Annotated in this window: 13 protein-coding genes; 5 read left to right on the forward strand and 8 right to left on the reverse strand. The window is 32.3% G+C overall.

Annotated features, from left to right (window positions below; translation table 11 throughout):
* The first annotated feature begins 5 nt into the window (after positions 1-5).
* On the forward strand, positions 6-1535 hold the full coding sequence (gene ahpF / locus AC0N0V_RS23120; RefSeq protein ID WP_474461261.1) for an alkyl hydroperoxide reductase subunit F: 1530 nt from the start codon (positions 6-8) through the stop codon (positions 1533-1535).
* Positions 1536-1744: 209 nt separating this feature from the next.
* On the opposite strand, the gene AC0N0V_RS23125 is transcribed toward ahpF, so the two are convergent.
* Positions 1745-3301, reverse strand: coding sequence for an ABC-F family ATP-binding cassette domain-containing protein (locus AC0N0V_RS23125; RefSeq protein ID WP_474461263.1), 1557 nt, complete (start codon positions 3299-3301; stop codon positions 1745-1747).
* A 302-nt stretch (positions 3302-3603) separates the two neighbouring features.
* Between AC0N0V_RS23125 and AC0N0V_RS23130 the strand changes: the two genes are divergently transcribed.
* Positions 3604-4779, forward strand: a complete 1176-nt coding sequence (locus tag AC0N0V_RS23130) for a class I SAM-dependent rRNA methyltransferase (protein WP_474461265.1) — start codon at positions 3604-3606, stop codon at positions 4777-4779.
* A 116-nt stretch (positions 4780-4895) separates the two neighbouring features.
* Here AC0N0V_RS23130 and AC0N0V_RS23135 read toward each other — a convergent pair whose 3' ends face one another.
* The 3 genes from AC0N0V_RS23135 to AC0N0V_RS23145 all read right to left on the reverse strand — a co-directional run bounded on the left by AC0N0V_RS23135 (position 4896) and on the right by AC0N0V_RS23145 (position 7897).
* Positions 4896-5633 (reverse strand): 2-phosphosulfolactate phosphatase family protein, encoded by a 738-nt coding sequence (locus tag AC0N0V_RS23135; protein WP_474461267.1) that lies wholly within the window; start codon positions 5631-5633, stop codon positions 4896-4898.
* Positions 5634-5800: 167 nt separating this feature from the next.
* A complete protein-coding gene (mnmL, locus tag AC0N0V_RS23140) occupies positions 5801-6727 on the reverse strand; it encodes a tRNA modification radical SAM protein MnmL/YtqA (protein ID WP_474461268.1) in 927 nt (308 codons plus the stop codon).
* Between the two features lie 36 nt (positions 6728-6763).
* Positions 6764-7897, reverse strand: a complete 1134-nt coding sequence (locus AC0N0V_RS23145) for a hypothetical protein (RefSeq protein ID WP_474461269.1) — start codon at positions 7895-7897, stop codon at positions 6764-6766.
* 176 nt (positions 7898-8073) lie between these two features.
* Between AC0N0V_RS23145 and AC0N0V_RS23150 the strand changes: the two genes are divergently transcribed.
* Entirely contained in the window at positions 8074-9120 is a 1047-nt protein-coding gene (locus tag AC0N0V_RS23150; RefSeq protein WP_474461270.1) for a YkvI family membrane protein, read from the forward strand.
* Positions 9121-9196: 76 nt separating this feature from the next.
* Positions 9197-10087: a radical SAM protein gene (locus AC0N0V_RS23155; protein WP_474464625.1), complete on the forward strand. Its 891-nt coding sequence runs from the start codon at positions 9197-9199 to the stop codon at positions 10085-10087.
* Between the two features lie 157 nt (positions 10088-10244).
* On the opposite strand, the gene AC0N0V_RS23160 is transcribed toward AC0N0V_RS23155, so the two are convergent.
* The 4 genes from AC0N0V_RS23160 to murI form a co-directional block, all read right to left on the reverse strand.
* The gene (locus AC0N0V_RS23160; RefSeq protein ID WP_474461271.1) at positions 10245-10913 is read right to left on the reverse strand and encodes a helix-turn-helix domain-containing protein; all 669 of its coding nucleotides are present in this window, start codon (positions 10911-10913) and stop codon (positions 10245-10247) included.
* A 15-nt stretch (positions 10914-10928) separates the two neighbouring features.
* Positions 10929-11297, reverse strand: coding sequence for a DUF3783 domain-containing protein (locus AC0N0V_RS23165; protein ID WP_474461273.1), 369 nt, complete (start codon positions 11295-11297; stop codon positions 10929-10931).
* A 14-nt stretch (positions 11298-11311) separates the two neighbouring features.
* The gene (locus tag AC0N0V_RS23170) at positions 11312-11827 is read right to left on the reverse strand and encodes a peptidylprolyl isomerase (RefSeq protein ID WP_474461274.1); all 516 of its coding nucleotides are present in this window, start codon (positions 11825-11827) and stop codon (positions 11312-11314) included.
* Between the two features lie 192 nt (positions 11828-12019).
* On the reverse strand, positions 12020-12805 hold the full coding sequence (gene murI, locus AC0N0V_RS23175; RefSeq protein ID WP_474461275.1) for a glutamate racemase: 786 nt from the start codon (positions 12803-12805) through the stop codon (positions 12020-12022).
* A gap of 275 nt (positions 12806-13080) precedes the next feature.
* On the opposite strand from murI, the gene AC0N0V_RS23180 reads away from it, so the two are divergent.
* Positions 13081-14979: a type I glutamate--ammonia ligase gene (locus tag AC0N0V_RS23180; protein WP_474461277.1), complete on the forward strand. Its 1899-nt coding sequence runs from the start codon at positions 13081-13083 to the stop codon at positions 14977-14979.
* The last annotated feature ends 1 nt before the right edge of the window (position 14980 follow it).

Here is a 14980-nt window from a genome sequence, read left to right on the forward strand (position 1 = left end):
GATATATGCTACTAGATGCAGATATTAAGAAACAATTAGGCCAATATCTCAAGCTTATGGAAGGCGATGTGCTAATTAAAATTAGCGAAGGATCTGACAGCGTATCTAGTGACATGGTAGCTCTAGTAGATGAGATAGCTACAATGTCCCCTAAAATCATAGTAGAAAAAGCAAAGTTATCTAGAACTCCAAGCTTTAGTATAAATCGTGTAGATAAAGACATAGGAGTAATTTTTGCGGGAATACCTTTAGGACATGAATTCACTTCATTAGTATTAGCTCTTCTTCAGGTTAGTGGAAGAGCCCCAAGGATTGATGATAAACTAATCGATCAAGTTAAAAACCTTAATGGTAAATACCATTTTGAATCCTACATTAGCTTAAGCTGCCACAACTGCCCAGAGGTTGTTCAGGCACTTAATTTAATGAGCATTCTCAATCCTGGAATTACACATACCATGATTGACGGTGGTACGTTCAAGGAAGAGGTAGAAAACAAGAACATTATGGCAGTCCCATCTGTTTACTTAAATGGTGAATTTTTTGGCAGCGGCCGTATGTCACTTGAAGAGATTCTTGCCAAGATGAGTAATACTCTCGATGTTTCAGAGTTTAACACTAAATGTCTATTTGATGTTCTTGTTATTGGAGGCGGCCCGGCTGGGGCAAGTGCAGCTATTTATGCGGCACGTAAAGGCATTCGTACGGGCATTGTTGCTGAACGCTTTGGTGGGCAAGTAATGGACACTATGGGTATTGAGAACTTTATAAGTATAAAATATACAGAAGGACCTAAACTTGTAGCTAGCCTTGAGGAGCATGTTAAAAATTACAATATTGATATTATGAATTTACAGCGTGCCATAAGTTTAGAAAAGAAAGAATTCATAGAAGTTAAGCTTAAAAATGGTGCTATTTTAAAAAGTAAAACCGTAATCCTTTCAACAGGTGCTCGCTGGAGAAATGTTGGTGTACCTGGAGAAATAGAGTTTAAAAACAAGGGTGTAGCCTACTGCCCTCATTGTGATGGCCCTTTATTTAAAGGAAAACACGTAGCAGTTATTGGTGGTGGTAATTCCGGTATTGAGGCTGCCATTGATCTTGCAGGTATTGTAAGGCATGTGACTGTTCTTGAATTTATGTCAGAACTGAAAGCTGATGCTGTACTTCAAGAACGTCTTTACAGTTTGCCAAATGTAACTGTCTTAAAAAACGTTCAAACAAAGGAAATTACCGGTACTGATAAAGTAAATGGTGTCACCTACCTTGAACGCGATACAGGAGTAGTTAAGAATATTGAATTGCAAGGCGTGTTTATACAGATAGGACTTGTACCAAATACAGATTGGTTAGAAGAATTAGTTGAGCTTAATCACTTAGGTGAGATCATCGTAGATAACCATGGTTCTACAAATATACCCGGAGTATTTGCCGCAGGAGACTGTACCAATAGTCCATATAAACAGATTATTATTTCTATGGGGTCAGGTGCAAATTCAGCCTTAGGTGTATTCGATTATTTAATGCGTAATTAATTTTGAAGGATGCTTTGCTCTCATCTAGATAGCAAAGTGTCCTTCTTTTTTATAGTTTAATTTCATTCTAAGTTATATCTTATTAGGATAAAAAACAGCAACAATACATGTTAATATTGTTGCTGCTTTAGTATTATCACTTATGATATTTCATTATATTCCAGATTCGACGATGTTAATTTAAATTGCTTCTTTATAACTTGAAACTACTATATAGCTTTCAGTGTCCAATCTTCACAATTCCATACTTCTGTAACTACATCTCTATAAAACTCTGGCTCGTGACAAACTATTAATATGGTACCTTTGTATTCCTTTAATGCTCTTTTGAGTTCATCTTTTGCATCCACATCTAAGTGGTTAGTTGGCTCGTCAAGAATTAATATATTGGTTTCACTATTAATTAGCTTTGCAAGTCTGACCTTAGCAGCTTCTCCACCTGACAATACCATTACCATGCTCTCAATATGTTTTGTTGTAAGTCCACACTTCGCAAGAGCAGCACGAACTTCATATTGAGTATATCCAGGGAATTCCTTCCAAAACTCTTCAATACAAGTATTTGTGTTTCCCTCTTTACTTTCTTGCTCAAAATATCCAATATATTGATAATCTCCAAGCTGAACCTCACCACTTATTGGTTTAATTTGTCCCATTAAACTCTTAAGCAATGTAGTTTTTCCAAGACCATTAGAACCTACTAAAGCAATTTTCTGTCCTCTTTCCATATAAAGATTAAGAGGTTTAGTAAGTGGATGGTCATATCCTATAACTAAATCCTTAGTTTCAAATATCATCTTTCCTGAAGCTCTAGCTGTCTTAAAATTAAAGGTTGGTTTTGGCTTCTCTTGAGTAAGTTCAATTCTATCTATTTTATCAAGTTTCTTTTGTCTAGACTTAGCCATATTAGCAGTAGCTACATTAGCTTTATTTCTAGCAACAAAATCCTCTAATCTTGCAATTTCAGCCTGCTGTCTCTCATAAGCTTGCTCTAATTGTCTCTTTTTCGCCTCATATATTCTCTCAAACTCTTCATAATTTCCAACATATCTAGTAAGCTTCTTATTCTCTACATGATATATAAGATTAATTACTGAATTTAAAAATGGAATATCGTGAGATATTAATATAAAAGCATTTTCGTAATTATTTAAAAATCTTTTAAGCCACTCTATGTGAGCTTCATCCAGGTAGTTAGTAGGCTCGTCTAAAAGTAATATATCTGGAGTCTCTAAAAGGAGTTTAGCAAGTAAAACCTTTGTTCTTTGTCCTCCACTTAAATCTGTAACATCTCTATCTAGTCCAACATCTAAAAGTCCTAATCCTCTAGCAGTATCTTCAATTTTAGCATCAATAATATAAAATCCATTATGATCCAACATATCTTGAATTACCGCTGTTCTTTCTAGCATTTTTTCAAGTTCTTCAGGACTAACCTCTCCCATTTTACCGTATAACTCATTCATTTCTGCTTCAGCATCAAATAGATACTGAAAAGCCCCTTTTAAAACATCTCTTATAGTTTGTCCGCTTTCAAGAACTACGTGCTGGTCCATATAACCTACTCTAACCTTATTAGACCATTCAATCTGTCCTTCGTCTGGAGCAAGTTTTCCTGTAATTATATTCATAAAGGTTGATTTACCTTCACCATTTGCACCTATAAAACCAACGTGCTCTCCCTTTAAAAGTCTGAAGGACACATCTTCAAGTATTGCTCTATCACCAAAGCCATGATTCATATTTTTAACAGTTAATATACTCATATCTTCTCTCCTTAAATATTTATATTTATATTTAAACTATCAAAATTTTAAAATTTAATACAAGAAATAGTTTAATTTATTTTTAGCAGTTCTGTCAAAGGAATTTTAAGTATTATTAACCTTTTAATTGTGGTATACTACATAAACAGAGTTCTTAGCATCAGATGGAGGTTTAGCTCCATCTGATGTTTAGAACTCGTTATCCAGAGACGTACCCGCTCTTTACTCAGTCTTTGAAAAAGAAGGAATGTTAGAGCGGGTGGTCATCGTGTAATGAAAAAAATCAGGGAGGTATAAAACTAATGACTTGCAAATTTTACTTACATAAGGGAATGGGAAGAAAAGCAGAAAATGGACACCCTTGGATTTATACTAGTGAAATAGAAGGTTATGATGGTACATATGAGAATGGAGATATAGTTGAAGTCTATAATTTTAAAAATAGTTTTATAGGTAAAGGGTACATAAATGATCTTTCAAAAATTACTATAAGAATGATGACAAGAGATATAAATGAAGAAGTAGATGAAACTTTCTTCAGAACCAGATTACATAATGCTTGGGAATATAGAAAAAAGGTTATAGATACTTCAAGTTGTAGATTTTTATTTGGAGAAGCAGACTTTGTACCTGGTCTTATAATAGATAAATACGAAGACTATTATGTATTACAATCTCTTGCATTAGGTATAGATAAATATAAAGATATAGTAGTTAAAATACTTCAAGAAGACTTTGGTGCAAAAGGTGTATATGAAAGAAGTGATGTAAAGGTTCGTGGACTTGAGGGCATGGAACAAACAAAGGGATTTTTGACATCGACCTTTGAAACCAAGGTGCAAATTGTAGAAAATGGTGTTAAATATACTGTTGATATAGAGAATGGCCAAAAGACAGGATTTTTTCTTGACCAAAAAGAGAATAGACACGCCATACACAAAATCTGTAAGGATGCTGACGTTCTAGATTGCTTTACACACACTGGTTCTTTCGCTTTAAATGCAGGGGTTGCTGGTGCTAAAAGTGTACTTGGACTTGATATATCCCAACTTGCTGTGGATGAAGCAACAAGAAATTCAGAATTAAATGGACTTTCAGACGTTGTTAAATTCGAATGCCACAATGCTTTTGATGCTCTTCCTCAATGGGTTAAGGAAGGCAGAAAATTTGATGTTGTAATACTTGATCCACCTGCATTTACCAAATCTAGATCTACAATAAATAGTGCGGTAAGAGGATATAAGGAAATCAACCTAAGAGGCATAAAAATGGTTAAACCAGGCGGGTTTCTAGTTACATGTTCATGTTCACACTTTATGAATCCCGATCTCTTTAAAGAGACTATCGCAGATGCTGCAAAGGATGCCAGAAGAATGTTAAGACAGGTTGAATTTAGAACTCAGGCTTCTGATCACCCAATATTATGGAACTCTGATGAATCTTACTACTTAAAGTTCTATATATTCCAAGTGGTATAATCAATATTAAGGATAAAAAAAGCTTTCTATGCTAACCGCATAAAAAGCTTTTTAATTATTATATATTTTTTCTCCAAAAGTATCCCTTAATCTTTATTCTTATCCATATTCCATAATTAAATGGCTTTCTGACTTGGCTTAGTATCCAAGGTTATAATTCCAGCTCTATACTCTGGTACCACATCTATTATATCTTTCTTACAACAATATTCTAAATCCTTATCAAGATTTAGTTCCATAATTCTCTTATAGTGTACTGCATTCTTTATGAAATTTATTATATTTTTATTCTCTCTATAAATATAACATGCTGTTTTCGCTATGTCAGTAAGCTCTATATCTTGTTTTTTTTGCAGTATGCAATCTATTATATAACCACTGCAAATAAAATCATCCATAGAAAACTGACCATTTGTTCCTGCGTTAACTATAACTACATCATTATTTAACTCAGTTAACCTTTCTGCAACACTACTCGCATTAATTAATGCACCTATTAAAATATTCTTAGCTCCTGTACTCCCTTTTATTGCCCTAGTTCCGTTACTAGTTGTTAATATCAATCTTTTTCCCTCTATAACACTTCTTTTATATTCTAAAGGAGAATTAGCACAATCAAATCCATCTATTTTAAGGGCTTTTCTCTCCCCGCCTAATATATACCTATCCCTATCCTTATTTGCTATATTAAAAGCCTCTTCTACTGTTAGAACCGGTATTACTCCAGTACATCCATTACTTATTGCAGTAGTTATTACAGATGTAGCTCTTAACATATCTATTACTACTACTGACTTATCCTTGACCTTTTCTTCTTTTATATCATCTGCTGAAATTATTAAATCAATTCTCATGAAAAATCCCCCTATTATAGTTGTTGTAATTTCTATTCTATCACTCATATAAGAATCAGTTAACTATTAAGGCATAGGAAAATAATTAAATACTCGCTAAAATTATCTCAAAAATAAAAAATGTCCTCTATCACGAAATAGAGGACTTGTAGAATTATATTGAATTTTCAGCTTTGCTTGCAATTTATTCCTTGATATATATTCCTGTTAATGAGTTCTGAATCAATAGTGTTTAATACTTCCCATTTTTTTAGGCTCCATTTTGGTCCAATTAATAGATTTCTTGGTGCATCTCCTGTTAGCCTATGAATAACTACCTCAGAAGGAGTGCTAGCTATAGCAGAGCATATTATGTCTATATACTCTTCTTTCTCTAAAAACTTTAATTCTCCTTTGCGGTATAAATTTACTAAAGGTGTATTCTCCATCAAGTGTAAAAGATGGTACTTTACCCCCTGTATATCGCTGCTACTAACATACCTCACCGTTTCTAACATATCTTCTTTACTCTCACCAGGCAACCCGAAAATCACATGTGTTACTATATCAATATTCCTACTTCTCAAATCTTTCACAGCTTTTTCAAATACTTCTAAATTATATCCTCTATTAATTTTTCTTGCTGTTGCTTCGTTGGAAGTTTGAAGTCCGAGTTCAACCCAAGTATATACTCTTTTATTAATATCATCTAGAAGATCTAAAATTTCATCACTTAGACAATCAGGTCTTGTTGCTATAGCTAACGCTACAACTCCTTCTTCATTTATTGCTTCTTCATATTTCTGCCTAAGCACCTCCACAGGAGCATAGGTGTTTGTATATGCTTGAAAATATGCAATATATTTTCCTTCTTTCCACTTTTTATTCATCATTTCCTTTATGTCTTTAAACTGTTCCTTAATAGAGTAACACCTATTTCCTGCAAAGTCTCCTGATCCTCTTTCGCTACAAAATACGCATCCACCTTTACTAATGGTACCATCCCTATTAGGGCAAGAAAAACCTGCATCTAAAGATATTTTAAATACCTTACTTCCAAATTTTTGTCTTAAAAAATAATTTAAACTATAATATCTTTTATTATCCCACTGCATCCTTATTCTCCGATTATATTTTTTACTTGTATTATATCACATTTTCTTCTCTTTAAAATCTTTAAGATTTAATTGCCATTTTCCTATTGTGTTAGCAACAGTTTTATCTCCAGCCTTTTTAGGTATTACGTCGTAATTCAAAGCTTCCTTATCATATGAAGAGAATACTACATCTACTTTATCTAACGGATATTTTTCTTCAAACTTAAAGTCTATCATTTCTCCGCCATCCATTTTATAAACCCTTATACAATGACCGATTCCAGGCTTAGTGTACTGAATTGCAATATGCTTTTCCTCCGGAGAGAAACTCATAAATTCTACCTTAGAGTCTTTTAGTAAATCTAAAGTGGAAATTTCTTTACCAATAGGTTTTTCTTTTGTTTTAGATCCACCGCCACCTCCAGTTTCTCCTCCTTTTCCTCCTGTCTCTTTACCTCCGCCTTTCTCATCTGCCCCACCTTTATCGGATTGTACGGCCATAGATTCATCAATCTTTATAATTGCTATATAAGAATCCTTATCTTCAGTAGATATAGCCAAGTTATCCCCACCATAAGAAAAATTAATTATTCCAAACCTTGTTTTAGGGACAGATAGTTTATCTATATTAGTTTTGTCATCTTTAGAAAAAGCAAAACTAGGGATACTACCTAAATCTATTACCAGGTTTGTGCTTACATTATTCTTATTTCTTAACCTTATTTGATCTCCTTCTATAAAAGCTTCTTTTTGAACATTATTATTGGTTTCGCTTATCTTATAATCTGATTCTTCCTTTGATATTTTCATAGAATATTCGTCTAATGATGCAAAAGACTTAGTAGTGTCCGATCTTGATACTTTCATTTTAAAGACTCCTGACTTTCCTACCTCACTAGTGTCCGATAAGTTATATCCAAATATTTTCAAGCTTTTATTTTCATCTGTCCCTGAGCTCTTCAAAAGGTCTTTTGAGTAGAACTTTTTACTATTTTCTAAATCACCTTTCATCAAATATTTCATGTATGTATCTGCTACGTTAGTGGCAGCCTTCATGTCAAAACTTTCCGTACTTTCTTTACTTTCTTCCTTCTTTTTAGATTTACAACTTGATAACATAACTGGAACTATCATTAAGATAATTATAAATATAATTCCACTTATCCATCTTCTATATATTTTTTTCATTTTATTTCCCTCCATTTATGTATGATTTATTGCGTTTTTATCTTTAATTAGTTTTCCCTTAAAACAAAAATTTAATTTATGAATCATTATTTTAACTTCATACTTATATATTTATACAAGTATAATTATTGGCTGTTTGTTGTAAAAATTTAAATTCTATTTTAGGAGGGGTACTTTTGAAAAAAAATTTACTATTGAATTTCCAAATAGCTGCTGTTTTCATAGGAACTGTAGTTGGTGCAGGTCTTGCATCAGGCCAAGAAATAAACCAATTTTTTACTTCTTATGGATATAAAAGCTTTATAGGAATAATAATTTGTTGCTTTATTTATATTGCCATGGGAAGCATAATCATAGATTTAAGTCTAAAATATAAGCTTAATTCATATGATGGTCTCATTTCACTAGTCAGTCCGGGATTCTTAGGATACATAACTAATTCTCTCACCACTGCATTTTTAATAGGTGGTTCTGCTACAATTCTAGCAGGGAGTGGAGCATTAATTCATGAATATTTTGGTGTTTCTAAATGGGTAGGAATAATTATTATGATATTAGTGTCTATTACAGCTCTCTTTAGAGATACAAAAGGACTTATTGAAGTAAATTCATTTATCGTACCGTCTTTAATTACAGTTATAATTAGTATATTTATATTATACTTAACCTTTTATCAAGATATAGATGTGTATCATTTAAAAAATGTCCCTTACACTAAAACTAATTGGCTTTTTTCCTCACTCATATACGGTGGATTTAATATATTATGCTGTAGTGGAGTTCTTGTACCATTATGTCTTGAAATTAAAAGAAAAAAAAATCTATTAATTGGTGTTATATTAGGTTCTATTGGGCTCACCATACTCGCATTAATTATAAACTTTTTACTATTATCAAATGTTCCTTATATTTTTAAATATGAAATTCCGCTTTTATATATAGCTAACCGTTTTGGTAAAGGAATTCAAATAATACTTTTATGTATAATTTGGTTGGAGATGTTTTCAACAGAGGTTTCTAATATATATAGTGTCAGTAAAAATCTTGAGGAAGTATTCAATATCCCTTATAAAAAGACAGTAATCTTAGTGATTCTTCTCGCGATTCCTATATCTCAAATAGGATTCTCAAAGCTAATACATTTTCTTTACCCAGCCTTCGCTGTTGTAAGTTTTGTATTTATGATTCAATGTTTAATTTTTTATTTTAGGAAAAAATCATAAGCTATACAAGTGTACATATATAATTGTATAATTATTTGAGGATTAACGTAAATACAGAGGTGTTATAATGCTAGAAATGCTTAAAAATTGTAGACTATGCCCTAGAAATTGTGGTGTTAACAGACTTGACGGCTCCTTAGGATTTTGTAATTCCGGAAAAAATGTTAAAGTTGCAAGAGTTTCCCTCCATCACTTCGAAGAGCCTTATATCTCTGGTGAAAATGGTTCTGGCACCGTCTTCTTTTCCGATTGCAACTTAAGGTGTCAGTTTTGCCAAAATTACCAAATAAGTTCCGAGGGAGTTGGTAGGGAAATATCAATAGAAAGATTATGTAGTATATTTTTAGAACAGCAAGATGTGGGTGCCCACAACATAAACTTAGTTACACCTACTCACTTTGTTCCTCAAATAATTAAAGCTTTAGATATAGCTAAAGCTAATGGACTTAATATTCCTGTTATATATAATACAAATAGCTACGAAAATATAGAAACTATACGAGCACTTAAAGGATATGTTGACGTATATTTGCCTGATCTTAAGTATTTTAGTGATAAATTCTCACAAAAATATTCAAACGCACCAAAATACTTTTATCATGCTTCAAAATCCATTGAGGAAATGTTTTCACAAGTTGGTGAAGCCAAATTTGATAATAAAGGGCTGATACAGCAAGGTGTAGTTATACGTCATCTTATGCTTCCTGGACTTTTATTTGACTCTAAAAAGATTATAGATTATGTTTACAGAACCTTTGGTCATTCTGTTTATATAAGTATAATGAATCAATATACCCCAATGTATAATTCAATCAACTTTCCAGAAATTAATAAACCTCTAAATTCAAAACATTACGATTCTATAATAGACTATTGTTTATCTATTGGAATAAGAAATGCCTTTATACAAGAGGAAGGTACTTGCTCCGAAAGCTTTATACCTGAATTTGATTTAAGAGGAATATAAACCAAGTTCTGTTTTAGCTCCACCTGGTGCTTATAACTCGCTATCCAGGGACGTAGCCGTTCGGAACATATACTTTTAAAAAAGAAAGTATTAGAATAAAAGCATCAGCAGTAATAACCCTAATGAGTTTTCCTGTTGATGCTCTTTAGCTAAATTTTTAAAGCTTTATTTCTAATTTATCTAACTTTACAATAACCTTTAAGTCTCTAAGTTCTACTGTCTCTGTTCTTAAAGATCCTCTATTACTTATAAGAAGAACTTTATTATTATCTAATTTTTTAATTTGTCTTATAGCCCTTGTTCCATTATATTCCACAAGACATATCGCATTGTTTTCTATCTCATGAGTCATGTGTCCAAAGGCCAAATCTCCTTTTGCAATTCTAGATCCTATCATGTCCTCATCTTGTATCTCTAAATATAAAACCTTATCTTGAGAGTACCCCTCTACCTTATTATTTATCAATGGTAGTTGTTTTGAAGCTATAGGTTTGTGTAAATCATATTTATAAATTGGTACGTTTTTAAGTACGGATCCAAATGCCTCATTCCATATGTCTTTCACATTCTCTTTTTTAGGTTCTGGTGTATACTTCTGGCTCTTTTCTTCTTTATACACTTGATCTTCAAAAGACATAGTTATGTCATTAATATCTTTTCCTAAAACCTTAGATAGTCTATCTATCAGATTTTGGTTTACAACCTTTCTTCCTGATTCCACTTCATTGATAAAGCTTTCTGATACTCCTAATTTTTTTCCTAATTGTTTTTGACTCATGCCAATACTAGTTCTTATGCTCTTTACCTTTTCTCCAACTCTACTCATATTTTCCCCCTGCTTTTACTTACCCTGCTTTCTATACCATTCTCTTTCTTCAATCAAATGATCTACCAAATATTCAAAAGTCCAATCTATGGAAGTGTTTGTGACTATTGCAAATATAGGTGCAGGATGAATAATAGTCTTGATAGTTCTTATTGCATTTTTTAGTTCATTATCTTCAAAGTTATTAAATAATACTAATTTTTCACTTGGAAGCTTGCAGTTATATACCTCTAGTTTAACTCCATTAAGTATATCTCTTATTTTCATTTTACCCATAGATGTTTCTATTGTTTTATAATTGTTATATAATACTTCTGAAACATTCTTTAATTCTTCTTCAGTTAATCCATATATAAGAGCAACTTTATTGTTTTGCAACAACATCACCCTCCCATCCTTTAAACTTTCTCAGGTTCAGAATAGTCCTTCTCAAATGTATCTACGGTAACTTCCTCCATAACTTGGTCTTCATACGGTTTATCCCTAAAATCTCTCTTAGTGTTTACTATTTCTTTTACTATTTCAATTCCTTCTGTAACCTTACCAAAAGCTGCATACTGACCATCTAAATGTGGTGAATCTGCTACCATTATGAAAAATTGACTTCCAGCAGAATCTGGGTGCATAGCTCTTGCCATAGATAGCACTCCAGCTGTATGCTTTAAATCATTTTTAAATCCATTAATATTGAATTCTCCCTTAATTGTATATCCTGGGCCTCCTGTTCCTTCTCCTTTAGGACATCCACCTTGAATCATAAAACCAGGAATTACTCTATGAAAGATAAGATTATTATAAAAACCTTTCTTTACTAAGCTTACAAAATTGTTAACAGTATTTGGAGCAATCTCCGGATATAATTCCGCTTTTATTACTCCCCCATTTTTCATCTTAATTGTAACTATAGGATTCATAAATATTTTCTCCCTTCACTCTCTAATATAGATATAATTGAATTATATCATATATTATATTATTTACTATTTTTTATATAATAATGTTTTTATATCCCTTGGTCAAGATATTATGTTAAATTTATGCATGAAAAGTGACAGAATTATGTCAGGCTTTAATTGTGATATTACAATATATATTAAATTCAAAATTTAATACTCTTTAAGGTTTAATAGTCTATAGCTTAACTCTACAATTTGATCTGTATCCAATGAGTTGTTTATTTCTACTTTGCCACCTTGTTGCCTTTTATTTAAAATGTTATATTCAAATAACTGCCTTTGCAACTGCTTTGCAGTTCCCCTACTTCCATCAATAATAGGAACATCTTCAGATACAATTCTAGCCAATGTTTTTTTGATAAAAGGATAATGGGTACACCCAAGAACTATTGCCGCTATTCCTTTACTTTCGAAGGGTTTTATCTTATCTTTTAAATAGTTTTCTATCTCTTCACCTTCAATTTTACCATTTTCTATCAGTTCAACAAGCCCAGGGCATGGCAATGGCTCGATTTCAGCTTCATCCTTATAATTATTCATAAGATTATTAAATTTAGATTCAGTAAGAGTCATAGGTGTTGCCATTATTAATATGCTTCCCTGTCTCTTATATTCAACTGCTGGTTTTAATGCAGGTTCTATTCCTATTATAGGCATAATAGAACTATATTTCTCTCTCAGGTCTGTTATAGCTGCGCTGGTAGCAGTATTACAAGCTACTACTAATGCTTTAATATTTTTCTTTACTAAAAAATCCACAGCAGCAAAAGTCAATGTTTTAACCTCTTCTACACTTCTAGTGCCATAAGGAGCATTTTTAGAATCTCCAAAGTAAATAAAATCCTCTCCTCGTAGCACTTTAACAGCCTCTGCTAAAACACTAATTCCACCTACCCCTGAATCAAAAAATCCAATAGGTCTATCTTCTACATTCACTATACCACCTCATTATGTTAATTAACGTATGTACCTATCTTATATTATATTATATTGATATAGAGTACACAAATTTATAATAAAAAGTATATTCAAAAAGAAATTAATAATGAAGGCATTTGTATAATAACCTTCATTATTGCTATTGACATACATGCATATTAATTATAAAATCATGAATATGTAAAAATCTACGAAATGCTATGAACTAAATTTAACCTAGTATAATACATTAAAAAATATAGTTTATTTTATAAATTTTAGGAGGTAATCATATGCTAAAAGACTTAATCTATGTTATACCAAAAGAAAAGCATTCAGAAGAAGATTTGAAAAACATTCTAATGTCGCATCCCGAGATAAAATTTGTATCCCTCGTTGGTATAGATCTATCTGGAAATGACACTGATGAGAGAATTCCTATTAAAGTTTTTCTAGAAGATATCTCCACATTTTTAAAAGGAGCAGTTCAAACTGATGGCTCTTCTGTTGTTCTTCCTGGAATTGCAAGCCTAAATAATGCTAAAGTAGATATGTTAGCAGATACAGATGTTCACTGGTTTATAGAGTATAATTATGAGCATATAGACCTCGAAAGTAACAAGCCTGTTGGGACCTTGAGAATTCCTTGTTTCTTATATCACGAAAATAAACCTGTAGACTCAAGACACATCTTAAAACAATCCATAGAGCATTTTAAATCAACTCTTTTGGATTTATTTGAAAAACATCCTGAATCACTGACATCCTTTGGAGTAAACTATGAAGATATAGACAATATTATCGCAACCTGTGCTACAGAGTTAGAATTTTGGGTACAGACACCTAATGATGAAGCCCATGTTGAAGAACTATCTACTTCCCAGGTATTGCACGAACAATATTGGACTAGAACAAAAGGAGCTGTGAGAACTGCTCTTGAACAATCTCTTATAATAATGGATCTATATGGTTTAGAGCCAGAAATGGGACACAAAGAGGTTGGTGGTGTAAAGGCAAAGATTGATGAATCAGGTAAATTCAATCACATAATGGAGCAGCTTGAAATTGACTGGAAATATTCTACTGCAGTACAAGCCGCAGACAATGAACGTTTAGTAAGAAATATAGTTAAAGAAACATTCAGGAGAAACGGACTAGATGTAACTTTCCTTGCAAAACCTATCGATGGAGTAGCCGGTAGTGGAAAGCATACTCATATCGGTATAGCGTTAAAACTTAAAAATGGAAAGAGAGTGAACTTATTCTCCGCTCCAAAACATCATTTTTTAAGTACATTTGGATATGCTTCTGTAATGGGAATACTTAAGAACTATGAGGTTATAAATCCATTTGTATCTTCAACTAACGATTCTCTTAGAAGGTTAAAACCAGGTTTTGAAGCTCCTATATGTATAGTAACATCCTTAGGACACTCTGTTGAAATTCCTTCAAGAAACAGAACAATACTGATAGGTGTCATAAGAGACTTACAAAACCCTCTAGGTACAAGATTTGAGCTTAGAGCTCCAAACCCTCATACTAATACCTATCTAGCTGTAACAACCCTCTACATGGCAATGATAGATGGTATAAAATATGCAATAACTAACGGAAAAACAGAAGATGATCTTTTAGATGAACTTTCTAAAAAACCTGAGGATACTGCTGACTACTTAGAAAAAGGAAGAGCTTACAGAAGTGAAGAGGATGTCTTCGAAGACTTTACAGAAGAGGAAAGAGAAATCTTCTTTGGTAAAGCTCCGGCTACTGTTTATGAAAATCTTTTAGCGCTTGATTTATATCCAGAAAAGAAAGCCGTACTTATGGATGGCAATGTAATGAATGAAAAGATTATTAATAGCTTTAGACTTGGAACAACACAAAGATGGTTAGTAGAAATAAATAATAGAATAATAGCAAATTATTCTGATGAGATAAGAAGCTACAAAATGCTTCATTCAATAGATAAAGCATTAGATCTTGACGTGGCTAATTGGATGAAAATAAATGAACTAAGACACTATCTACTAAAGGACACTTATTCAAAGGAAAGCTTATTTACAAAGATAAAACGTGCAACAGAAGCAAAGGACTATAAAACCGTATCTAATCTTCAAATAGAACTTGACGAGAAGATGAAGGAATTAAGAGATGTATATTCCTCATATAGAAAGAATTTACTAGATATATAAC

It is taken from the genome of Clostridium sp. CS1-1 (assembly GCF_056135525.1).

Coding starts and splice junctions, on each gene's coding strand:
- AC0N0V_RS23180 (WP_474461277.1), top strand. CDS start 13,081: ATGCTAAAAGACTTAATCTATGTTATACCAAAAGAAAAGCATTCAGAA.
- AC0N0V_RS23170 (WP_474461274.1), bottom strand. CDS start 11,827: ATGAATCCTATAGTTACAATTAAGATGAAAAATGGGGGAGTAATAAAA.
- AC0N0V_RS23155 (WP_474464625.1), top strand. CDS start 9,197: ATGCTTAAAAATTGTAGACTATGCCCTAGAAATTGTGGTGTTAACAGA.
- AC0N0V_RS23135 (WP_474461267.1), bottom strand. CDS start 5,633: ATGAGAATTGATTTAATAATTTCAGCAGATGATATAAAAGAAGAAAAG.
- mnmL (WP_474461268.1), bottom strand. CDS start 6,727: ATGCAGTGGGATAATAAAAGATATTATAGTTTAAATTATTTTTTAAGA.
- AC0N0V_RS23145 (WP_474461269.1), bottom strand. CDS start 7,897: ATGAAAAAAATATATAGAAGATGGATAAGTGGAATTATATTTATAATT.
- AC0N0V_RS23165 (WP_474461273.1), bottom strand. CDS start 11,297: ATGTTGTTGCAAAACAATAAAGTTGCTCTTATATATGGATTAACTGAA.
- AC0N0V_RS23130 (WP_474461265.1), top strand. CDS start 3,604: ATGACTTGCAAATTTTACTTACATAAGGGAATGGGAAGAAAAGCAGAA.
- AC0N0V_RS23160 (WP_474461271.1), bottom strand. CDS start 10,913: ATGAGTAGAGTTGGAGAAAAGGTAAAGAGCATAAGAACTAGTATTGGC.
- ahpF (WP_474461261.1), top strand. CDS start 6: ATGCTACTAGATGCAGATATTAAGAAACAATTAGGCCAATATCTCAAG.
- AC0N0V_RS23125 (WP_474461263.1), bottom strand. CDS start 3,301: ATGAGTATATTAACTGTTAAAAATATGAATCATGGCTTTGGTGATAGA.